This is a genomic window from Pseudoalteromonas sp. GB56 (assembly GCF_054923835.1).
Window position 1 is genome coordinate 246,666 of the sequence record NZ_JBPCHK010000001.1, and the last position, 20,959, is coordinate 267,624.

General features: G+C 46.3%; 19 protein-coding genes. 5 read left to right on the plus strand and 14 right to left on the minus strand.

Features of this window, described 5'->3' with window-relative positions:
* Nucleotides 1-55: 55 nt before the first annotated feature.
* The 3 genes from ACH19P_RS01175 to ACH19P_RS01185 form a co-directional block, all read right to left on the minus strand.
* Nucleotides 56-634 carry a PH domain-containing protein gene (locus ACH19P_RS01175; protein WP_462156711.1) on the minus strand — a complete coding sequence of 193 codons (579 nt, stop codon included), beginning with the start codon at nucleotides 632-634 and terminating at the stop codon, nucleotides 56-58.
* The gene (locus ACH19P_RS01180; RefSeq protein WP_462156712.1) at nucleotides 631-1,032 is read right to left on the minus strand and encodes a DUF3224 domain-containing protein; all 402 of its coding nucleotides are present in this window, start codon (nucleotides 1,030-1,032) and stop codon (nucleotides 631-633) included. Before ACH19P_RS01180 ends, ACH19P_RS01175 begins: the two co-directional genes overlap by 4 nt.
* 116 nt (nucleotides 1,033-1,148) lie before the next feature.
* Nucleotides 1,149-2,825, minus strand: a complete 1,677-nt coding sequence (locus ACH19P_RS01185; RefSeq protein WP_462156713.1) for a hypothetical protein — start codon at nucleotides 2,823-2,825, stop codon at nucleotides 1,149-1,151.
* A 203-nt stretch (nucleotides 2,826-3,028) separates the two neighbouring features.
* Here ACH19P_RS01185 and ACH19P_RS01190 point away from each other — a divergent pair, with 203 nt between their 5' ends.
* Entirely contained in the window at nucleotides 3,029-4,807 is a 1,779-nt protein-coding gene (locus tag ACH19P_RS01190) for an ABC transporter transmembrane domain-containing protein (RefSeq protein ID WP_462156714.1), read from the plus strand.
* Here ACH19P_RS01190 and ACH19P_RS01195 read toward each other — a convergent pair.
* The 3 genes from ACH19P_RS01195 to ACH19P_RS01205 form a co-directional block, all read right to left on the minus strand.
* On the minus strand, nucleotides 4,804-5,448 hold the full coding sequence (locus ACH19P_RS01195; protein WP_462156715.1) for an OmpA family protein: 645 nt from the start codon (nucleotides 5,446-5,448) through the stop codon (nucleotides 4,804-4,806). The two genes, ACH19P_RS01190 and ACH19P_RS01195, sit on opposite strands and share 4 nt — an antisense overlap.
* A gap of 101 nt (nucleotides 5,449-5,549) precedes the next feature.
* Nucleotides 5,550-6,008, minus strand: a complete 459-nt coding sequence (locus tag ACH19P_RS01200) for a hypothetical protein (RefSeq protein ID WP_462159372.1) — start codon at nucleotides 6,006-6,008, stop codon at nucleotides 5,550-5,552.
* Nucleotides 5,941-6,357: a substrate-binding periplasmic protein gene (locus ACH19P_RS01205; protein WP_462159293.1), complete on the minus strand. Its 417-nt coding sequence runs from the start codon at nucleotides 6,355-6,357 to the stop codon at nucleotides 5,941-5,943. Before ACH19P_RS01205 ends, ACH19P_RS01200 begins: the two co-directional genes overlap by 68 nt.
* Before the next feature lie 51 nt (nucleotides 6,358-6,408).
* On the opposite strand from ACH19P_RS01205, the gene chrA reads away from it, so the two are divergent.
* The gene (gene chrA / locus ACH19P_RS01210; RefSeq protein WP_462156716.1) at nucleotides 6,409-7,551 is read left to right on the plus strand and encodes a chromate efflux transporter; all 1,143 of its coding nucleotides are present in this window, start codon (nucleotides 6,409-6,411) and stop codon (nucleotides 7,549-7,551) included.
* 15 nt (nucleotides 7,552-7,566) lie between these two features.
* Here the strand turns inward: chrA and ACH19P_RS01215 are convergent, their stop codons facing one another.
* The 4 genes from ACH19P_RS01215 to speA form a co-directional block, all read right to left on the minus strand.
* On the minus strand, nucleotides 7,567-8,763 hold the full coding sequence (locus ACH19P_RS01215; RefSeq protein WP_462156717.1) for a mechanosensitive ion channel family protein: 1,197 nt from the start codon (nucleotides 8,761-8,763) through the stop codon (nucleotides 7,567-7,569).
* Nucleotides 8,760-9,683, minus strand: a complete 924-nt coding sequence (locus tag ACH19P_RS01220) for an acyltransferase (RefSeq protein ID WP_462156718.1) — start codon at nucleotides 9,681-9,683, stop codon at nucleotides 8,760-8,762. The genes ACH19P_RS01215 and ACH19P_RS01220 overlap by 4 nt, the downstream gene beginning before the upstream one ends.
* Before the next feature lie 2 nt (nucleotides 9,684-9,685).
* A complete protein-coding gene (locus tag ACH19P_RS01225) occupies nucleotides 9,686-10,579 on the minus strand; it encodes an acyltransferase (protein WP_462156720.1) in 894 nt (297 codons plus the stop codon).
* Nucleotides 10,580-10,718: 139 nt separating this feature from the next.
* On the minus strand, nucleotides 10,719-12,623 hold the full coding sequence (gene speA, locus ACH19P_RS01230) for a biosynthetic arginine decarboxylase (RefSeq protein ID WP_462156721.1): 1,905 nt from the start codon (nucleotides 12,621-12,623) through the stop codon (nucleotides 10,719-10,721).
* Between the two features lie 161 nt (nucleotides 12,624-12,784).
* On the opposite strand from speA, the gene speE reads away from it, so the two are divergent.
* Nucleotides 12,785-13,648, plus strand: coding sequence for a polyamine aminopropyltransferase (speE, locus tag ACH19P_RS01235; RefSeq protein WP_462156722.1), 864 nt, complete (start codon nucleotides 12,785-12,787; stop codon nucleotides 13,646-13,648).
* A gap of 195 nt (nucleotides 13,649-13,843) precedes the next feature.
* Nucleotides 13,844-15,877, plus strand: coding sequence for a glycoside hydrolase family 97 protein (locus tag ACH19P_RS01240; protein ID WP_462156723.1), 2,034 nt, complete (start codon nucleotides 13,844-13,846; stop codon nucleotides 15,875-15,877).
* 16 nt (nucleotides 15,878-15,893) lie between these two features.
* Here the strand turns inward: ACH19P_RS01240 and ACH19P_RS01245 are convergent, their stop codons facing one another.
* Together ACH19P_RS01245 and ACH19P_RS01250 are read right to left on the minus strand one after the other, a co-directional pair.
* Nucleotides 15,894-16,268 carry a DUF6768 family protein gene (locus ACH19P_RS01245; RefSeq protein ID WP_462156724.1) on the minus strand — a complete coding sequence of 125 codons (375 nt, stop codon included), beginning with the start codon at nucleotides 16,266-16,268 and terminating at the stop codon, nucleotides 15,894-15,896.
* Nucleotides 16,255-16,794, minus strand: a complete 540-nt coding sequence (locus tag ACH19P_RS01250; protein ID WP_462156725.1) for an RNA polymerase sigma factor — start codon at nucleotides 16,792-16,794, stop codon at nucleotides 16,255-16,257. The genes ACH19P_RS01245 and ACH19P_RS01250 overlap by 14 nt, the downstream gene beginning before the upstream one ends.
* A gap of 130 nt (nucleotides 16,795-16,924) precedes the next feature.
* Between ACH19P_RS01250 and ACH19P_RS01255 the strand changes: the two genes are divergently transcribed.
* Entirely contained in the window at nucleotides 16,925-17,746 is an 822-nt protein-coding gene (locus ACH19P_RS01255) for an alpha/beta hydrolase (protein ID WP_462156726.1), read from the plus strand.
* 8 nt (nucleotides 17,747-17,754) lie between these two features.
* On the opposite strand, the gene ACH19P_RS01260 is transcribed toward ACH19P_RS01255, so the two are convergent.
* Together ACH19P_RS01260 and ACH19P_RS01265 are read right to left on the minus strand one after the other, a co-directional pair.
* Nucleotides 17,755-18,813, minus strand: a complete 1,059-nt coding sequence (locus ACH19P_RS01260) for a potassium channel family protein (protein WP_462156727.1) — start codon at nucleotides 18,811-18,813, stop codon at nucleotides 17,755-17,757.
* Between the two features lie 71 nt (nucleotides 18,814-18,884).
* A complete protein-coding gene (locus tag ACH19P_RS01265) occupies nucleotides 18,885-20,654 on the minus strand; it encodes a DUF885 domain-containing protein (protein WP_462159294.1) in 1,770 nt (589 codons plus the stop codon).
* Nucleotides 20,655-20,959: the final 305 nt, after the last annotated feature.

Below are 20,959 nucleotides of genomic sequence, written 5' to 3' on the forward strand. Positions count from 1 at the left end.
TGTCGAAAAATGCAGATGATTCGACCCAAAACGACGCAGTCAATTAAAAGCGCGATTAATGATCGCGCTTTTCAATGCTGGCTAGGCGTGCATCAATGCGCTCCACAGCCTCAACTAAGCGCTCTATGAGTTCTCGCTGCTGTGAACCGCAATCTGACTGGCGCAAACCTTGTGTTGAAGATACTGATTCAGAGGTGTGCTGTTGGTTGTCTGCTAATTTTTCTTTTTGGGTGAGAATGGCTTCACGAAACTGCGCGGCTTCTATGACACCGAGCAAAGATACCAAAGCGCCGGTGCCTGATTGTCCTGCTGTTTCAAAACTCAGACGGTGAATACCAAACATACGCATGATTGGCCCCTGACTTAAGGCAACGTCGGTGATTTTATCCAGCGGAATCGATTTTTCGACGCGCACCAAGATGCCACGTTTTACCACCAGCTTCTTTTCGCTTAAAGTCGCTGACATGGCTGCCAAGATGCGCCCACTGACTACCCACACAATCAAGGCTATAACGGGGATCAACACAATCCCAAATAAGGTCAAACAACATACTAGTAGCCAAATGACTAACCAATACTGTTTTACCTTGGGGTCAAATTGCGCACTCGCAAGCACCTTTTCTTGCGCACTCATGCATTAGACTCCAGCTCAAAATCAAACTCATAAACGTGTTGGCCATCTTCAATTTTGATGCTCATTTTTCCAGACAATCCTGTTAACTCACCACTGCCTGAATCTGGCACTACTTCAAGAGTCAGGGCATCTTTACCTTTGTTCATGGTGCCAAAATGTTGTAATACAAAGCTTCCCTTTTTATCTACCAGCGTGCCCGTTACTTGTTCAATCGCAACATACCCCGCCGAACCTTTAACAGCGGTCATGGCGCTGAGCATTTCACCCTGACTAATTCCATGTAAGTCACCACTGAAGGTTTTGTCTATCGACATGCGCCCTAAGTTTATATTGTCCACACCTGTGGCATACGCATCTTGAGGATTCAAAGTGACATTAAACGTACCTGTTGCTTTCATAAATAGACGCCTTAAAAATAAGCTGTTTACCCTATTTATACCCAAAAGGGTTGAAGTTACAAGCCGTCTACTCGAGATAAAAAGCTCACCTAGGTCGGTGAGCTTGGAGTGGTTACCTATTCGATATTTCGACGCAGTTCTTTTTTGTGAACTTGTTGTTCGGGTGCAACCTTCTTATTCGCTTGATATTGCATCCACTGGGTAAGCGCGATGGACATCTGCAACGAATAATCCAATGAACGCCATTGCTTGTCTGAACTGCCCGAATAATTGGGCGCATTGCTAGCGACCATCAAGTTGACCGTTTCACCTTGCTCATTCGGCACCATCATATTGAACGGTTGTCCTGCTCCCGTATTGGTGAAATACGTTTGGTCTACCGTCGCAAATGCGATGCTACTAAGTACCTCAGCGCTATCGCCAGCGCGATCCATGCCCTGCTGTGTATTGCTGATCAGTGGCGATACACATTGATGGGTTTGGTCGCCAGAGAACTGAGAAATTAATGGTGGTGTGGTGAATTCGTCATCGGGAACTGATGCCGTACCATGGCACGACATACACGAACTATTGCTATTGTCTGCGGGGCCATTCAATCGCTCATTACAACCCAAATGCCCCGGTGCTCGAGTGCGCCCTGAACCCGCATATTTGTTTAGCTCATCCACTGTATCCCAGATGATCACCGCTTCTTTAAAACCGTTTTCTCGTGGTGATTCTGGGTAGTTAATGGCGTAGTGGCCTTGTGCTGGCGTATCGTTACCCCACATCACGCCTAGCAATGACATACGACGCCACGGATTTTTTTCCTTGGCTTTGCGAAGTCCATCCGCGACAAAGGTACCGTAGACCCAGCTGGTATCGGGTGCGCGACTGTCTTTGACGGCAAAGTCGAATTGCAGCAGTTTTACGTCATCCCACTGGGCATAGCTACGTGGGCACTGTTGTGCTTCCTCTTGCAAGGTACACTCGTTGCCTGACTTTGGTTTACAGTTACAAAAATCGGGATCAGAAATGTTGGCATTCCAGCTCGGCATATTGGTCAATATTGGTAGCTGCGTGACAGTTGAGGTGTTAAATAAAGGCTTAGCAATGACCGCCCCTTCATCGAAAGTGATGTTGCTTTGTGGCACCTTCGCTGACCCATTCTGCCACACTGTACCAAGAGTGTAGGCCGCTGTGGCATTATAAATGCCCACTGCCCACATGGTTGATTGGTCAGTGCCTGTGCCGCCCTGTACAGAAAAGGTCACTGGCGCTTCACGTGTTAAGCCGTGTGTAAATTCACGCCCTGACATCGGGTCGTATGTTTGAAATGGCATGTGGAACCAAGGCCTTATCTCGTTTTCACACACATTAAAGTCTTCCATTCCCGCTCGCTGAGTATTGCCTGCCAAGACGTAGTCCATTACCGCCTGCGAATACTCGAGTGCGAGTTTGTATTTCTTTTTCGCATCGGTGTTTTCATCAAACAAGGCATCAAAGCGTTTATCTCGCCATTTTTGCGCTTTGGCGTCATCGACAGGTTGCGTTGGATATAAATCGGATAACTGAAAAACGGGCCCCGAATATACTTGGGTGGGCACATTAGACATGACCTGCCCCGGCCACATGTCACTGAATTTTGGATCTTGCCAATAACTCGGAAATTGCCCTGAGCACGTATTCAATGTGCTGTACTGGTCTTTGTACATGGATTCTTTTTGCCAATCGGCGTGAGCCGATAGACTCGCAATCATCGCTATAGCGGCGCATACACGCTTGATAGTGTGATAATCTTCACTTAGTTTCATCTTTATTCCTTTCTTTAAGTCACAACGCCACAGACAACCTTAGAAACCACAAGGTTAATTATTAGTTAAATAACAGTTAATTATTTTAAAATTGATATTACATCTGCTTACGATATAAACCCGAGTTAAAGAAGTATTGATGTATATTCACCCGTAAAATGCTCTGTTACACTGTAATCGTCAGTCCCTAACTAGGTTCCAGCATGACCAACACAGCAACAGAAAAAAGCGCATTGCGCCATTTGCGTCCCATTTTTCGTTTTCTTATCCCTTATAAATGGGTGGTTGCTGGGGCACTGCTCGCGCTCGTCATTACCGCAGGTATCAACTTATCGCTTGGGCAAGGCTTGAAGCAGGTAATTGACCAAGGATTTATTGCTGGCTCTATGGAGCAATTACGCAGCTCTGTGTTCATGCTTATTGCTTTAATAGCGGTGATGGCAGTCGGTATATTTTGCCGATTCTATTTAATGTCATGGCTTGGAGAGCGGGTAAGTAGCGACATTCGTAAAGCGGTCTTCGCACGCATTGTGGCACTACACCCTAGTTATTTTGAGGAAAATCGCAGCGGTGAAATAATGTCGCGCCTGACGACTGATACCACTTTACTTCAAAGCATCGTCGGTTCTTCATTGTCCATGGCACTGCGCAGCAGCTTGATGCTGATCGGTGGCATCATCATGCTATTTATCACCAACGTAAAACTCACCCTAATTGTTCTATTGTGCGTGCCTGCGGTGCTGCTGCCAATGAAGTTGTTCGGTCGCCGCGTGCGTAAATTAGCAAGTAGCTCACAAGATGCGATTGCTGATATCAGTACCTACGCTGGCGAAGTGATGCAAAATATCAAAACGGTGCACAGCTTTAACCGCCAAAGCAATGAGCTTAATGCCTTTAGCGCCGAGGTAGACAAAGCATTTGCCGTCGCCAAAAAGCGTATTATTCAGCGCTCTTTTTTGATTGCCTTTGTTATTTTCATCTCCTTCTCAGGTATCAGTCTAATGCTCTACAGTGGCGGTGTGGATGTGCTCAGCGGGGCCATGTCTGGTGGTGAATTAGCAGCCTTTGTGTTTTATGCCATTGTGGTCGCCATGTCGGTAGGCACTGTGGCAGAAATCTATGGTGAGCTACAACGCGCGGCAGGCGCAGCGAAGCGTTTAGTTGAGTTATTGGAGGTGAACAGTGACATTATCGATCCCGAGCAGCCTCAAGTATTACAATTTGCTGTACAGCAAACCTTAATTCAGTTCCACGATGTGTCGTTCCATTACCCATCAAGACCCAATCAAGCGGCACTCAGTCATTTTAATTTAACCATTGCCGAGGGTGAAACTCTCGCCATCGTCGGGCCATCCGGTGCGGGTAAAAGTACCCTGTTCGAACTACTGCAACGCTTTTACGATGTCAGTGAAGGCGCCATTGAGCTTCAGGGTGTAAATATAAAAGAGCTTTCTCTTTTCGACTTACGCGACAAAATGGCCATCGTCGCACAACAACCGGTGTTATTCAGCGCGGATGTTTATCACAACATCGCTTACGGCAAACAAAATGCAGACGAACAAGAGGTGATTTCAGCAGCAAAACAAGCTCACGCCGATGAGTTTGTGCAGCAACTGCCTGACAAGTACCAAAGTTTTCTAGGTGAACGTGGCGTGCGTTTATCAGGCGGTCAAAAACAACGTGTCGCCATTGCCCGTGCAATCTTAAAAGACCCAGAAATATTACTACTCGATGAAGCGACCAGCGCACTGGATGCCGAAAGTGAGCATCATGTGCAAGCTGCACTGACTGAATTAATGAAAACCCGTACGACACTGATTATTGCGCATCGTCTCAGTACGGTCATGCATGCGGATAGAATAGTGGTGATGGACCAAGGAAAGGTAGTAGCAAGCGGCAATCACGCAACCTTGTTGCAGCAATCACCGCTTTATCAGCGTTTATGTGAGTTGCAGTTTAATCAACCCACACAAAGCGCTTAGTTTTGTACGTTAGGTACGATTTGAATCTCTACGCGGCGGTTTAACGCACGACCGTTTGCTGTGCCATTGTCTGCAATTGGGCGACTTTCACCGTAACCACGAGTGCTGATACGTGCAGCAAGAATGTTGCTGTTTACTAAGTAGTTTTTAACACTCAGGGCTCGCTGCTCTGACAAGCTTTGGTTGTAAGAGTCTTTACCTGTGCTGTCAGTGTGACCTTCAACACTGAGGTAGGTTTTCTCGTATTTGTTCATTACGCTGGCAATCGCATCAAGGGTGTTGTGGAACCCGCTTGAAATATACGATTGATCCGTTGCAAACGTGATGTTTGAAGGCATAACGAGGCGAATATTGTCACCTTCACGCACAACCTCAACACCTGAACCCGCAAGCTCATCTCTAAATGCTTGCTCTTGTTTATCCATGTAGTCACCCACAGCTGCTCCAGCGAGAGCACCGATTGCGGCACCGATGAAAATACGCTTATCATCGTGGTCACCTGTGGCTTTACCTAAAACGGCTCCAATCCCTGCGCCAATCCCTGCTCCTTTTTGCGTGTTGGTAGCCTGACAGCCTGTTAGCAATAATGCGACTGATGCTGCGGCAATAACGGGAGTAAAAGATTTTGCTAGTTTGGCCATGATTTGTTGTCCTATTTATTTCCTTAGGGGCTGATGTTATCAACGCTTAATGAACTTGCGGTTAAGATTGTTCATCTTACGCGGGCGGTTTTAAATTGTTTTTATAGCGAATAGCTGGGTACGGGAGGAAGGGCATATGGCGCAACCAACTCAGTGAGTTCACCTTGGTTTGCCATCTGTCGATATCTGTTGGTAATCTCTTTCGCCATCTCTGTTTTTGCGAAGTCATCGCTAAAGGCCATGTGACCAAAAATAGAATCTTCGAAGTGATACGGCTGTTTAATCAATTGCTCAGCCGGTTGCTGTAACACACTCATTGCATGATCGGCTGTGTCTTCAACACCAATAAACAAGTCGACACGATGTTTCAAAAGCATCTCGACCGCTAATTGCTCGGATGTGACGGGCACCTTCATTAACTTAGCGTCTTTATCAAATCGCAAAAAGTGGGCTGCACCGCGCATCACAGCAATACGTTTACCGTATAAATCGTCATATTCGCGCACGACTAACTCTGTTGCACGCAATGAATAGAAGCGAAAAGAAGAATGCAGCGCCATGTAGGCTGGGGTGACGAACGTGAGTTGCTGCTCTCTTTGCGGTGTGCGAATTAGCCCCCATCACATCGGCTTCACCCTGCTCGAGCATGTGAATGCAACGTGAGAACGGGCAAGTTACGGTCTTAATTTCAATACCTAGCTCTTGTGAGATAGGACGTAATATATCGAGAATTAATCCACTTGGTTGAGCGACATCATTGGTGTAACTATAAGGAGGGGCGTGATCTATAGCCACCGTCACTTTGGTTACTTCAGCGACGGCGAAAGAGCACTGTAATAAGAGAAAAAGCCCAGCGAAGATCCTAATACACATTAAGTAACTGCCTCGATTATATTGCAACTCGCCCATACCTTCCTGTAGTGTCACATATGTTACACACAGTACCAGTATAATTTAACAATGAAGTTGTTATCACTATTTTATCAGTTCTTCTTGCTCGGCTGTACCAGTTTTGGTGGACCAGCCGCACATCTTGGCTATTTCCAACGTCATTTCGTGGACAATAAGAAATGGCTCAGCCAACAGCAATATGGTCATTTGATTTCGCTTAGCCAGTTACTTCCAGGACCCGGCAGCTCCCAAGTCGGCTTTGCTATAGGTCTCGAACGAGCCGGATTTTGGGGAGGAGTGGCTGCTTTTCTTGGCTTTACGCTACCATCTGTGCTCATTATGACAATGCTTGCTGTCGGTGCTAGCCAAGTGCAATGGGCTACATCTGGTGTGATTACCGGTCTGAAACTCTTTGCCGTTGTAATTGTGTGTGACGCGCTGATATCTATGACAAAAAGCTTTTGCAACAATTGGACGCTGAGGGCTCTTGCAGCGCTTAGTGCCTTGGCGCTCATATTACTGCCAAACTTATATACACAACTTGCAGTATTAACTTTAGCGGCGTTGATAGGGGTTACATTCTTAAAGCCATTTGAGGATCATGTTGCACAAAAGGCTTCATCGAAAATCAGTCTATTGCCATTAAGTCTCTTTCTTATACTCTTCGCATTGAGCTTTTTGGCAAGCTCAGGTTTTTGGTTGCTCAGTGCCCAATTTTATCAGGCGGGTTCTTTAGTATTTGGCGGTGGTCATGTTGTTTTACCCTTATTAGATACCATCTTGAGCGATGTCGATGCTGATTCCTTCTTGTCGGGTTATGCTGCAGCACAAGCCATTCCTGGGCCGATGTTTACCTTTGCCACCTACTTAGGGGCCGTATTAGTGCCATCAGCTCCACTGGCTGGAGCGCTCGTGGCTACTTTAGGGATTTTCGCTCCGGGATTCTTACTCGTACTCGCTTTTCACAAGCATTGGCATGCATTGATGGCAAACCCAGCAATCGCGGGTATTAGCACGGCGATTAACGCCACAGTGGTAGGCTTTATTTTGGCTGCGCTTTATAACCCCATTATTCCAGCTGGGCTGACGCAGTGGTGGTATGTGGTTTTTGCGGTTATTGGGCTATGGATACTGCGCCAATTTAAGCCGCCTATCTTGATGCTTATCGCGGTGTTTGTAGCTCTGGGCCTATTGCTGGTGCAATTTAGCTAAACCAAAACTGCGGTGCTACTGTGCACCGCCGTTAAACTGCCCCGTCACGCTCTGATACGGTCTGAGCTCAAATATCGGCAATACCGCCAACAGATGGTCCATGATTTCCGCTTGCAGGTGTTCATACGAAATCCACCGTTTATCTGCACTAAAACAATAGAATTCAATGGGTAAGCCATGATTGAGAGGCTGAAGCTCGCGCACCATTAAGGTAAGATCGCGATTAATACGCTCATTTTGTTTCAAGTACCCTTCGGCGTAACGACGGAACAAACCCAAGTTCGTTACTTTTTCTGGTAAAGAAGCCTTATTGATTAACTCTGACAATCCTAGTGTTTGCTCTAATTGCTGCTGCAACTCTTCATCAGCAATACGAATACTGTTCATATCAATATTGAGCGAGCGTTTAATACGTCGACCACCTGATTCCTGCATACCGCGCCAGTTTTTAAACGACCCAGATACCAAGGTGTAGGTTGGCAGTGTGGTGATGGTGTTATCCCAGTTTCTAACCTTTACGGTATTCAAACCAAGATCAATGACCTCCCCGTCTGCACCATAGCTGTCCACTTGTATCCAATCACCATAGGTAACTAGGCGGTTAGCAGCGATTTGAATACTGGCAACAAAACCAAGGATGGTATCTTTAAACACTAACATGGTTACGGCTGCAATCGCACCAAAGCCCGAAATAATGTAAGTCGGTGAACGCTCCAGCAACAACGCCACGATTAAAATGCCGCAAATGATGAAGGTGATCAACTTAACTAATTGAATTAATCCCTGAATGGGCACTTCGCGAGAAAATGCGAATTGGTTATAAATTGCACCACCGATACTGACTACACTGCTAACAATAAAGCCGCCATAGATAATTAAGATGATTTTGACACAAGAACGGATGACATCAATGGTGACGTCCGATGCAAGAAAGACATTATGGAAAGTGGCTAAAAAGGCAACGCTGCAGATAAACCCCGCCAAGCGGCGATTCAATTTCACCAGCAATGGCTTGAGCGCAGATGTTGTCGAAGGCGCAACGCGCATCACCAGATTTTGCAATCCAGGTAACATCAAGCTGGTGAGAAAAAAGTACATCAGGATGATTGCTAACACACCAATGCCTGTCGCGGTCATCGCTGTTAGAAATTCCGCCCTCTCAGTTCCCGCAAATAGCGGGCTTATTAAGCTGTGTAAATGCCCTTGAGTCATACCTTTCCTGTATTGTTTGCGACTTCAGTGCAGTCCGTTGTTGCAACCGGTCTGATCTGTTTCGCGATGATCCCATCTTTGGTGTGCCAAATGTCATTTAATTGCTGTTGAAATTCAACTCTAAACGCTTTGTCCTGTTGGTAATCGCCCAGCATTTCGGGAGCAATTTCCCGCACATCGACGACTAAATCAATTTGCGACAACTGTCCCACCATAAAATCGCGACATATATGCGAGCTCTTTGATTTATAACACAGTGTAGCATCTAGCAGACCATCAAACTGTTCACCAAGTACTTGTAAAGCAAACGCTATTCCACCCGCTTTTGGTCTTAACAAGTAACTAAATGGGCTCTCTTGGCGTTGATGTTTATGCTCAGTAAAACGAGAACCTTCAACGAAATTAACGATACAAGAAGGGTATTGTTTAAAGTTGTGGCAGCTGCGCTTTGTGCGCTCTACATCCATGCCTTTTAACTTTGGATTTTTGGCTATTTGCTCTTTGCTGGCACGCTTCATAAATGGCATGCCCATGGCCCATGCACCACTGCCAATAAGAGGCACATACTTAAGTTCATCCTTTAGGAAGAATTTTGGCGCGGGCAAGTCAGTGATAGCACTTAACACTACGATATCCAACCAGCTTAAGTGGTTAGAAATCAATAAATACCACGCATTGCTGTCAACTTGACCGTTAAAATCAACATTAATTTGTTCGCATCCGAGTATCAAAGCAACGCGGTTGCCAGTGCGCCAACCATTGTAGGCCCAATGCAGTACGACTGTGGTTGCCCTCATTGGCAAAATGAGTTTCACCAATCCGAGTAAGAAGACGATTATTCCCCACACTAGGGTGTTTGCTAACAACAAACTTGTTGCCAGCATGCCTACTAACCAGTTGGGTAATAATCGTTTTAGCATACTTAACTCCCGCTATGCTCTGCCATTTGCTTGTAAGTGGCTTCTTTTTCTTGCCACAGTGTGTTCAAGCTTTGCTGAAACTCTACGCGAAATGCACTGTCGTTGCTATAGTCGCCGATTAGCTGCTGATCCAGCGGCATCACGTCAACATGTATCGCGACTTCTTTCACTTTACCGGCGGCAAAATCCATAAAAGTCGGCACCCCACTCGGGTAGTAAATAGTGACATTGACTATCTTGCTTATCTGCTCACCCATGGCTTGCAACACAAAAGCGATACCACCCGCTTTCGGTTTTAACAGGTGTTCAAATGGGCTATTTTGACGCGCATGCTTGTCTTCGGTATAGCGTGTACCTTCAACGAAGTTCACGATAGATACCGGCATTTCTTTGAATTTTTCACAGGCTTTACGCGTTGTTTCAATGTCTTTACCGCGCAACTTCGGATTCTTTTTGAGCTGTGATTTGCTGGTGCGCTTCATAAAGGGGAAATCCAGTGCCCACCACGCAAGCCCGAGAAACGGCACGTAAAGCAGCTCTTTTTTCAAAAAGAAGTTTAGAAACGGAATACGGCCGCGGAAAATACGCTGCATCACTAAGATATCAACCCAGCTCTGGTGATTGGCAATGACCAAGTACCAGTCTCTTTTACGCAACTGCTCAAGACCCGTCACTGAAAGTTTGTATGGTGTCACCAGCTTTTGATTCAGTGAATTACACGCCACCCATAAGCTAGCCATCGCTTTTGCTGTCGCACTCATTAACTTTTGCCAAGGCTTAATTGGCAGCAGTTTTAACACGCCACACAATACAATTGGGAAGAACCAGAACAAGGTATTCAGGGTGTACAAGCCAATACTAATAATTTGCCGAACAACAGCGACCACACAATGCAAAGCGAATTTCCTATTTGGGTATAAAAAACAAGCGCCAATGATAGCGCTTTTTTTAGAGTCTGTTGACCTTTAAGGATTTAAATTTGTTCAATCTGGGCAACAGTAAACCAATGTGTGGGCTTTACACCCACATTTAAGGTTAATCTTCGAAGTAGGTGTAACCTTCTAAACCATGGGTGAGCACTTCGAGGTAAGACTGTTTTTGCTCGTCACTGATGCTCATTTGCGAAATACGCTTGTTGTAGCATGCCTCAAGCGCCGCACTATCGTAATGAACGAACTTCAATACATCCTGAACGCTATCACCCTTAATCTTGTTGGTGAGTACGAATTCACTGTCACGCATTTCCACGTGAACTGAATCGGTATCACCAAACAAGTTGTGTAAATCACCGAGAATTTCTTGATAAGCACCCACCATAAACATAGCAATGTGATACTGCTGACCAAATTCATATCGCGGAATCGGCAAACTCGCCTCAACCCCTGCACCGTCTACGTAATCACGGATCTGGCCGTCTGAGTCACAGGTAATATCTTGGATAATCACGCGTTGATCTAATGGTCTATCAAGGTGCTCAATTGGCATCACTGGGAATAGCTGACCAATACCCCATACGTCAGGCAAAGATTGAAACAAGGAAAAGTTTACAAACAGTTTGTCAGCAAGTTTCTCATTAAGCTCATCAATCACTTCACGGTGGGCACGTGCCGATTCATTCAAGCACGCGCGCACTTTATGTAACGTTGCAAAGTACAGCTGCTCCACCAGCGCCCATTGCTCAATGCCTAACATGCCGTGTACGTATTGACTGTGCGCTTCACTGAACAGGTGCATGGCATCGTGGTAACTTTCAATTGCCATACGTGGACTAACCGATTGACAGGTCTGGTGCATTTCCAGCACAACTTTAGGCAAATCTGCGTATTGCTCAATGCTGACTTCATTATTGGGCGCACGTTCTACATCCACCACATCGGTGATCAACACCGCATGGTGCGCCGTTAAAGCACGACCTGATTCAGTAATAATCGCAGGATGTGGGATCTCGTTCGCATCGCTTACTTCCGCAAATGCAGCCACCACATTCTTTGCATACTCTTCTACGGTGTAGTTCATTGAGCAACTGCTACGTGAGCCAGAACCTTCATAGTCCACACCCAAACCGCCGCCAACGTCGACCGTTTTCAATGGTACGCCCATTTTGTAGAGCTGCGCATAGTGTCTGGCACACTCGGTCAATGCACGCTGGATGTCACGAATATTGGCGATTTGCGAGCCGATATGAAAGTGCACCAGCTCCATCAAATGCAGCTTGTTGTGCGCTTTTAACTTTTCAACGGCTTGCAATACTTGCGATGCGGTTAAGCCAAACTTGCCGCGCTCACCACCGGTGTTTTGCCACTTGCCTTTACCAACAGAGTTGAGGCGAATTCGAATACCGATGGGTGCTTCGAGGTTCATCGCTTCCATTTCGCGAAGCAATGCATCGAGTTCTGAGAGCTTTTCAATAACAATATTGACCTTGTGCCCAGTTGCCTGACCAATTAACGCTAGGCGCATAAATTCACTGTCTTTGTAACCATTACAGACGATGGTAATGTCTTTGTCAGCAAGACCTAAAATAGCCATCAATTCTGGTTTTGAGCCAGCTTCTAGGCCAACTTGACCACTGCAATGGGCCAACAGCTTATTTACTACTGAGCGTTGTTGGTTCACCTTGATAGGGTATACACACGTGTATTCGCCGCGGTACTCTTTGCTTTCTTTGGCTTGTGAGAATGCGGCAATCAAACGGGATGCTCTGTGCTGGAGAATATCCGTAAAACGCACCAATACAGGTAAAGTAAGCCCCTGCTCTTTAAAGCGCTCAACTAACGCATTCAACGCCAAACCTTCTTTGCTGTTATCACCATCAGGATAAGCAACTAGCTCGCCGCGCTCGTTAATATCAAAGTAACCATCGCTCCAATGACTGACATTGTATACAGCCTGAGCAGCTTGGTAACCTTCTGCTGGCACCGTTAGGGGACCCCTTTGCATATTGAACTCTCAAAAATTAACCACGTATTTTGCCGCTATTTTAATACCTCTTATGACGACTAGCGAATAGAAAATCGTATAAATAACGCTAAAATTTGATTGAGCATTGGATTACTCACTGGCAAAATTGCCCATCTCAACAACTGGCGATTATTTAGCACATGACAAGTTTAGATAAAAACCACTGGTTTACAGAAATCAGTGACCGTGATGGCAGTGCATTTTCACTGCGTATCAACAAATTACTTGAAGAAAAACAGTCTCCATTTCAGCATGTAGCCATGTATGAAACGACTGACTTTGGCAACCTGATGATTATTGATGGTTGTACCATGGTAAGTACCCGCGAAAACTTCTTCTACCATGAAATGATCGCCCACCCTGCCCTATTCAGTCATCCAAATCCTAAAAACGTGGTGATTATTGGTGGTGGTGACTGTGGTACGTTACGCGAAGTGTTGAAGCACGACTCTGTAGAAACAGTCACACAAATCGATATCGACCAAGTTGTTACTGAAATGTCGCTTAAATACTTCCCTGAGCTATGCAGTTCAAATGAAGACCCACGCGCAACGCTGTTATTTGATGATGGCATCAAGTACATGCGCGAAGCGGCTCCTGAATCTATCGACGTTGTGATTGTCGATGGTACGGATCCAGTCGGCCCTGGTGAAGGTTTATTCAACCACGCATTCTACGAGAGCTGCTTAAAAGCACTTCGCCCTGGTGGCGTACTTGTGCAGCAGAGCGAAAGCCCACTTATGCACATGCCACTGTTAGTAGACATGCGAGGTGCAATGAAGCAAGTTGGTTTTGGTGCATTGCAAACATTACCATTCCCACAGCCAATTTACCCTTCAGGTTTGTGGTCAGTAACGCTAGCGCGCAAAGGCATGGGCTTTGATGGCTTCCGTGCATGTGACCCAGTCTCAATGCAAACAGAATACTACACGCCGGGTATTCACCAAGGCGCACTGTGCGAGCCACCATTTATGGCACGCGCATTCGAAGCTGCTGGACAATAATCAGCACATCATAAAAAGGCGAGCTTAGGCTCGCTTTTTTATTGCCAGTCTCTTTCCCCTTAATGCTGAATACGTATGCAATCCCTATGTAAATGAAGGGTGTTCACCTTACTCTAAGGTTTACCTTTGGGCTAACGCCGATGTTCATGTTGCAACACACTAGTGAGCATAAGCGCGCATTATTAGGAAAAATCTATGCGAGTATTCATTCCTCTGCTACTGGCCTCGCCACTGGCTCTAGCAAAAACAGTGAGCGTCAGCTCGCCTGATGGCCAAATTCAAGTGTCACTCAGTGATGATGGTGCGCCAAGCTACCAAGTCAGCTTCGCAGGCAAACCTGTTATTAATTCTTCCAAACTAGGCTTCTACTTCAAAGATGCTGCGCCTCTGCGTGATGGCCTAGTAATAAGCAACACACAGACCCACAGCGTTGATAATACGTGGCAACAGCCTTGGGGTGAGCAACGCGAAATTCGCGACCAACACAATGAAATCGCGGTTACCTTTAGTGACGAGCAGGACGCAAGCCGCAACTACACAGTGCGTGTTCGCGCATTTAATGACGGCTTAGGTTTTCGCTATGAACTTGAAGGCAAAGACCGCCCTGATTATCAAATCACTGACGAGCTAACTGAATTTGCGCTCGCTGGGCAAAACAACGAAGCCTTATGGATCCCTGCGCGCGGCTGGAACCGTTATGAATATGTGTATAACCGCACAAATGCAAGCGATGCCGCTCATGTACACACGCCTTTTACCTTAAAAATGGACAGCGGAGTGCATGTCAGTATTCACGAAGCTGCATTGGTTGATTATGCAGGTATGACGCTCAACCAACGTCGTCCAGGCACTTTCAAAGCCGATTTAACGCCTTGGTCTGACGGCATTGCTGTAAAAACCGAGAACGGCTTTACCACTCCGTGGCGTACCATTCAAATTGCAGAGCAAGCGACAGGTTTGCTTAACTCACACCTGATTCTAAACCTGAATGAGCCAAATAAACTGGGCGATGTATCTTGGGTAAAACCAGGTAAATACGTGGGTATTTGGTGGAGTATGCACATCAATGAAAATACCTGGGGCAGCGGTGAAAAACACGGTGCAACCACAGAAAACACCATTAAATACCTCGATTTTGCTGCAAAATACGGCTTTGACGGCGTGTTAGTAGAGGGCTGGAACGAAGGCTGGGATGGCGACTGGTTCTTCAATGGCGACGTATTTAGCTTCACCAAAAGCTATGACGACTTTGACATCGAAGCCATTGCCAAACATGGTGAGAAAGTCGGTGCAAAATTAATCGGTCACCACGAAACCTCTGGCAATGTCAGCAATTATCGCAACCAAATGGAAGATGCGTTTAAACTGTATGCCAAAAATGGGGTGAGCCAAATCAAAACAGGTTATGTAGCCGATGGCGGCAACATCAAGCGCATCGATGATAAAGGTATCGCACGCTATGAATGGCACGATGGTCAGTTTATGGCCAACGAGTACCTGTACAACATTGAGCTGGCAGCGAAATATAAGCTCTCGATTAATACCCATGAGCCAATTAAGGACACAGGTCTGCGCCGCACCTACCCGAACTGGTTAGCGCGCGAAGGTGCGCGTGGGCAAGAATTTAATGCATGGGGCACACCGCCTAACCCACCTGAACACACCACTAACCTAGCCTACACACGCATGCTAGCTGGGCCAATGGACTTTACTCCAGGTATTTTTGATATGGGCTTTAATGGTTTAGGTGCGGATACTAACCGCCCACAAACGACGCTGGCAAAACAGCTAGCCCTGTATGTGGTGCTGTACAGCCCAATCCAAATGGCGGCAGATTTACCACGTAATTATTTAGCGAAACCTGACGCGTTCCAGTTTATCCAAGATGTTCCGACAGACTGGGAAACAAGTAAAGCAATCGCTGGTGAAATGGGTGAGTACGTGGTGTTCGCCCGCAAAGAGCGTAAGCGCGACCATTACTCTGGTAACGACTGGTATCTCGGTGCAATCACTGATGGTGATGCCCGCGAGGTCACCATCAAGCTTGACTTCTTAGAACCAGACCAACGTTTTGAAGCGCAAATCTACGCTGACGGTGAAAACGCGGAATGGATCAACAACCCATACAGCATGGCCATTAGTAACCAAGTTGTGAGCGCTAACGACAGCCTTACGCTGAAACTTGCGCCAAGCGGCGGTACAGCTATTCGCTTTAAAGCACTCAATTAAGATAGGAAAAGCCACCTTAATCGGTGGCTTTTTTATGAGTAGCCATGATGAGACTTTCCGTGCGCTTTAACTCACGAATGATGGAAGTGCGATTCATCTCCATAAACATCCAAAGCTTCACGGCAATTTGCATCATCAAGCCAACGATAAACCACACCGCCCAGAAAATTTGATCGCTCACGGTATCCGCGACAAAGAAGCGATAGCCCGCGTAAATAAAGCCAACGGATAACAACACCGCCAAAATCGTACTAAACCACATCCACCGCTGCATAGCGCCTTGATAAGTATTTCCCAAGCGTTTAAACAATCCCTCATCATGACTCAAAATCGTGTCTATGTGCTGCTGCTCTTGTTGCAAAGAAGCTTTGATTTGTTCATCTATATTCATCACTACACCCGTTATTTTGTGCCGCTTCACTGAGCTTATTTCGTGCTGAATGAAGCCGCGATTTAATCGTGCCTACTGGCGTCTCTAGGATAGCGGCAATGTCGCCAATCGTTAGCTCTTCTAAATAAAACAAGTACACAGTGTGGCGCTCAACCTCGGGCAAACAAGCAATCAGCGTTAATACATCCAAACCAGCCTCGATGTTGGGCGTTTGCTCTATTGTTTGCTCGGGAACTACCTCCATTAGTAACTCCTTTTTCTGCCGTCGCGTTAAATCGATAAAACGTCGATACACCGCGCGAAACAACCATGCTTTAAACGCACTGGGTTCAAGTAACGCACGAATATCTTTCGCGACTTTACTCCACACTTCCTGAGCAATATCTGCCGCATCGTGCTCACTCTGGCTAAGTTTAAAAGCAAAGCGAAAACTGGCTTGATAATAATGTTCGCATAACGCCACAAACGCTTGCTTGTCACCTTGCTGAGCGGCGATTACGAGTAATGCTGTAGAGGTTTGCGTCATAAATCACACTGAATCTTTATTACAAGACGTAGCAAGCAAGAAAAAGGTTGGCCGAATAAATCGTATTTTTATAGATTAACGCGAAGTTGCCTTGTTAGTATGGTCGAAATATCTGATTTTAGGTGCTTTTATGCGATTACTGCGCTTCTTTTTATTGTGCTTTAGTGGGCTTGTTTACGCCCAAAACGCCCCCTACACCATAGCGCACAGTGAAATTATTGACCTGCAAGACACACAAACAAAGCGCACCTACCCGCTATACATTAAGCTCCCTCATTCCTACGGTAAAAACAGCGACAGCCGTTATCCTGTGATTTATTTAACGGATGCTCATTACAGCTTCCAAACGGTTTCTGGCGCCACTCGTTTTGCCATGAATTCAGGCACTCTGCCAGAAGCCATTATTGTCGCCATTGGTTACAGCAACGAGGCCAAGGGGCCTGCAAGTCGGGTGAGAGATTACACACCATCTCGGGATTCAAGCTGGAAGTTGCAAACGGGAGAAGCGGGTGTTCATGCTCGGTTTATTCGTGAACATGTATTTCCCTATATAGAAAGCCAATATCGCACTGAACATTCGCAACGCCTGTATGTAGGGCATTCATTAGGCGGATTGTTTGGCGCCTATATGGCGTTGCACGAGCCGGATATGTTCACGGGGTTTGTGCTTAGCAGCCCATCGATTTGGTTCAACAAAAGAGCTGTACTTACCTTGCCTTTCAAACCGAGTAAAAATCCACCCAAGATTTATCTCTCTGTTGGTAGTTTGGAAACCCCAGAGCACGGCGAAGGCGAAAACATGGTGGAGGAAGCGAAAAAACTCGAAGCTTTGCTGCGCACTTTGCCGAAAAGCCACACTGCGTTAAAGATGAAGGTCATTGATGATGCTCGCCATGCGACGGCGTTCCCGACATCAGCCATCCAAGGTTTGGATTGGCTAATGCGGGAGTAGTTAAAGCCTTACTTCGGCCACTTGACCTCTGATGCCAACACTCGCTCTGGAGCAATGTAATGAATAATGTCGCCACCTTGAATGGTGTAATCCAACGGTGGATTCAAATCCATATCGAGCGCACTGCGGTTGTGTGCAATACCGAGAATAGTGGCGTCATATTGACGTTTAAACACTTCGAAAATATCCGCAAAGGTAAACTGCGCCACCTCGTTTGGAATCGTCATCGAGAAATGCGTATCGCCATGTAAGCTCGACATAATTTCTTGCTGTACTCGGCTTGCACCAGGGTCTTCCATCGAGCGCACTAACACTTCCGCAGTGCGGTTTGAGCTGCACTCTACGTTAGCACAGTGCTCAGACAGCATCTGCGCTTTACTCTCATCATCGAAGTAAGCACAAATATGGGCAGACTCCTTCACCAGCTTACTGATTTTCAGTGCCGTGGTGAAACTTTGGTTATCATCGACCCCTTCCACGATGATTCTGTCGGCCGTGGTAATGCCGACACGATTCAATTGCTCTTCATCGGTGTAGCTGCTGAGTTTAACAAAGCTAACATTGGGCTCGGAGAAAAAAGGATGTTCAATGTCCTCAATCACCGCCAGTACGATGTCTCTGCGAACTCGTTTTTCATCAGCAAGAATGTAGCGCACCATTTTACGGGTGCGCACTGGATGCCAGCCAAAAATAATGATGTGATTGGCAAAATGCGTTACGTCTTTTTCACCTGTCATAGCACGCCTTATTATATGTGTGATGGTTTGTCCGGCTTTACCGAGTAACATACCGAACAGCGCCAAACCAAATGGAATTTGCACCAACGCGACCAATAGACGCCCCATTTCTGTTGATGGACTTAGGTCGCCGTAGCCGACTGTAGAAGTCGTTACCACGTAGTAGTAAAAGAAGGTGCCAAAATCGAGGAGGTTTTGTTCACCGGCAATAGCAAGCAGCAACCACGTGATCATCATGTGCGCAGCAATTGCAATCACCACAGCCTGCCAACTCAGTTGGTCGATATGATTGCGGATCGTCAATAAGATGCGCTTTAAAAAAATCGGCATATCCCGCCTTTTCCCTGCAAATTGGGCGCATTAAGCGCCCATATTATTACTTTTTATGTTTAACCAATGATCTATTTCTGAGCCAACGCCTCAGCAATGTATTGGTCAATTTGCTGCTCTAGTACATTAAGTGGAATAGAGCCGTGACGCAAGACCTGATAATGGAACTCACGCACATCAAAATCATGCCCTAGAGCCTTTTCGGCCTTAGCACGCAGGCGTTTGATGGTTAATTCACCAATTTTGTAAGACAGCGCCTGCGCTGGCCAAGAAATATAGCGGTCAGTCTCAGTTTTCACGTTATGCAGTGACAACGCGGTATTTTGACTCATAAAGTCCAATGCTTGTTGGCGCGTCCAACCAAACATGTGCATACCTGTATCCACCACCAAACGCGCAGCACGCCACATTTCATAGGTCAGGCGGCCGAAGTCACTGTACGGGTCTTGGTAGAAACCGGCTTCAATACCAAGGTATTCACTGTATAAGCCCCAGCCTTCACCGAAGGCTGAGAGGTAAGCATTACGGCGATAACTAGGCAAATAATCCAGCTCCGCATTAAGGGAAATCTGTAAGTGGTGCCCCGGCACGGCCTCATGAAGGGTCAGTGCTTCAAGTACATACAAAGGGCGCTTATCCAAAGCGTAAGTGTTTACCCAGTAATAACCTGCTTCATCATCTCGGCTGGCACCAGAATAGCGACCCGTAGTGTATTTCGGCGCGATACTCGCTGGTACTGGTGCAACACCGTATGGTTTACGTGGCAGTTGTTTAAACAACTTAGGCAACTGCGCGTCCATCTTTTTGGCGATAAATGAGGCTTCTTTGAGTAATTCTTCAGGAGTTGTAGCGTAAAATTGTGGATCTGTACGCAAAAACTCTACAAAATCAGCGAAATCACCCTTAAAGCCCAGCTCATCAATGATCGCCTGCATTTCCCCACGGATGCGCTTTACTTCTTGCAAACCCAGTTCATGAATTTCTTTCGGGGTCATCTCCGTGGTGGTGTAGTGCTTAGCACGATTCGCGTAATACGCTTCGCCATTCGGTACATTAGAGATACCAATGCTGTCGCGTGCGCCCGGCTGATATGTTGAGACGAAGAAGTCGAAATAATGTTGGTACGCCGGGATCACTGCATTACTCAACACGTCTTTGGCTTGCTGTTGCAGTGAAGCAAACTCTTCATCGGAAATGCCCGCAGTATTTTGCTTAAACGGCGCATAGAATTCAGATGTTGTCACGTCGTCGACAATGTAAGCACTGATTGACTCTTCATAACCTTGTAACACTGCTTTTGGTTGCGTCAGACCCGTTTCTAAGCCTTTTTTCATCCAATTGATGTTTTGCTCGAAAAAGCGTGGCACTTGGTTCAAGCGCTTTAGATAGGTTTCGAAGCCTGCTTTGGAGGTGTAGTCACCACGGGACACCATAAACGACAATGATGAATGGAACCCGTATTCTGATGTAAGTGGCATGTAATGTGCGTTAAAGCGGTACTCATCGACTTGGTTTTGCACCTGCGCGCGAATAATTTGCAGGTTAATTTTGTTTTCATCATTCAGGGAATCAACATTGATGCTGTCTAACTGCGCCAAAAGTGCTTGTCTTTGTTCAAACTCGGCACGCAAGTTGTCAGCACTCAGATTAGGTAGCAAATAGCCATCGATTTCCTGTTTATATGGGTTGATGCTGTCACGGTAGTTAACAATTTGCTCTGCCACATCGGTGAACACAAGGTTTGCATCGCCTTGTTGGCTTGATGTGGTTGCACACGCACTTAAACCAAGCGTGAGGGCGGTTACTATGGCTAATTTTTTTAGTTTTATGCTCGGTTGCATACCTTCAATTCTCAATGTTGCAATGCTTAGGGTCTGTTGACCTTTGCTGTTTGTTTTTGCAGCAGTCATTGGGGTATTTTGGCAAGGCAGAGCCTGCGTCGCATAGTTATTCTATGTAAGTCAGGCGATAACGCCGAAAAAATACCCCAATGGCGCTGCCCAAAGGGTTCAACCAAAGGCTTACACTGCCTTGTCATGGGCAATTAACATAGCTCACTATGCAACATAACCCATTCCTTGCATTGAAAGCCTTTGATTTGAACAAAATTCATACTTCAAAGGTCAACAGACCCTAAAGACTCACT

What these genes read in the sequence shown, in the direction of transcription:
- ACH19P_RS01190 (WP_462156714.1), top strand. Translation starts at nt 3,029, where the DNA reads ATGACCAACACAGCAACAGAAAAAAGCGCATTGCGCCATTTGCGTCCC.
- ACH19P_RS01205 (WP_462159293.1), bottom strand. Translation starts at nt 6,357, where the DNA reads ATGGGCGAGTTGCAATATAATCGAGGCAGTTACTTAATGTGTATTAGG.
- ACH19P_RS01175 (WP_462156711.1), bottom strand. Translation starts at nt 634, where the DNA reads ATGAGTGCGCAAGAAAAGGTGCTTGCGAGTGCGCAATTTGACCCCAAG.
- ACH19P_RS01180 (WP_462156712.1), bottom strand. Translation starts at nt 1,032, where the DNA reads ATGAAAGCAACAGGTACGTTTAATGTCACTTTGAATCCTCAAGATGCG.
- ACH19P_RS01185 (WP_462156713.1), bottom strand. Translation starts at nt 2,825, where the DNA reads ATGAAACTAAGTGAAGATTATCACACTATCAAGCGTGTATGCGCCGCT.
- ACH19P_RS01255 (WP_462156726.1), top strand. Translation starts at nt 16,925, where the DNA reads ATGCGATTACTGCGCTTCTTTTTATTGTGCTTTAGTGGGCTTGTTTAC.
- speA (WP_462156721.1), bottom strand. Translation starts at nt 12,623, where the DNA reads ATGCAAAGGGGTCCCCTAACGGTGCCAGCAGAAGGTTACCAAGCTGCT.
- chrA (WP_462156716.1), top strand. Translation starts at nt 6,409, where the DNA reads ATGAAGTTGTTATCACTATTTTATCAGTTCTTCTTGCTCGGCTGTACC.
- ACH19P_RS01240 (WP_462156723.1), top strand. Translation starts at nt 13,844, where the DNA reads ATGCGAGTATTCATTCCTCTGCTACTGGCCTCGCCACTGGCTCTAGCA.
- ACH19P_RS01260 (WP_462156727.1), bottom strand. Translation starts at nt 18,813, where the DNA reads ATGCCGATTTTTTTAAAGCGCATCTTATTGACGATCCGCAATCATATC.
- ACH19P_RS01215 (WP_462156717.1), bottom strand. Translation starts at nt 8,763, where the DNA reads ATGACTCAAGGGCATTTACACAGCTTAATAAGCCCGCTATTTGCGGGA.
- speE (WP_462156722.1), top strand. Translation starts at nt 12,785, where the DNA reads ATGACAAGTTTAGATAAAAACCACTGGTTTACAGAAATCAGTGACCGT.
- ACH19P_RS01195 (WP_462156715.1), bottom strand. Translation starts at nt 5,448, where the DNA reads ATGGCCAAACTAGCAAAATCTTTTACTCCCGTTATTGCCGCAGCATCA.
- ACH19P_RS01200 (WP_462159372.1), bottom strand. Translation starts at nt 6,008, where the DNA reads ATGGCGCTGCATTCTTCTTTTCGCTTCTATTCATTGCGTGCAACAGAG.
- ACH19P_RS01245 (WP_462156724.1), bottom strand. Translation starts at nt 16,268, where the DNA reads ATGAATATAGATGAACAAATCAAAGCTTCTTTGCAACAAGAGCAGCAG.
- ACH19P_RS01220 (WP_462156718.1), bottom strand. Translation starts at nt 9,683, where the DNA reads ATGCTAAAACGATTATTACCCAACTGGTTAGTAGGCATGCTGGCAACA.
- ACH19P_RS01250 (WP_462156725.1), bottom strand. Translation starts at nt 16,794, where the DNA reads ATGACGCAAACCTCTACAGCATTACTCGTAATCGCCGCTCAGCAAGGT.
- ACH19P_RS01265 (WP_462159294.1), bottom strand. Translation starts at nt 20,654, where the DNA reads ATGCAACCGAGCATAAAACTAAAAAAATTAGCCATAGTAACCGCCCTC.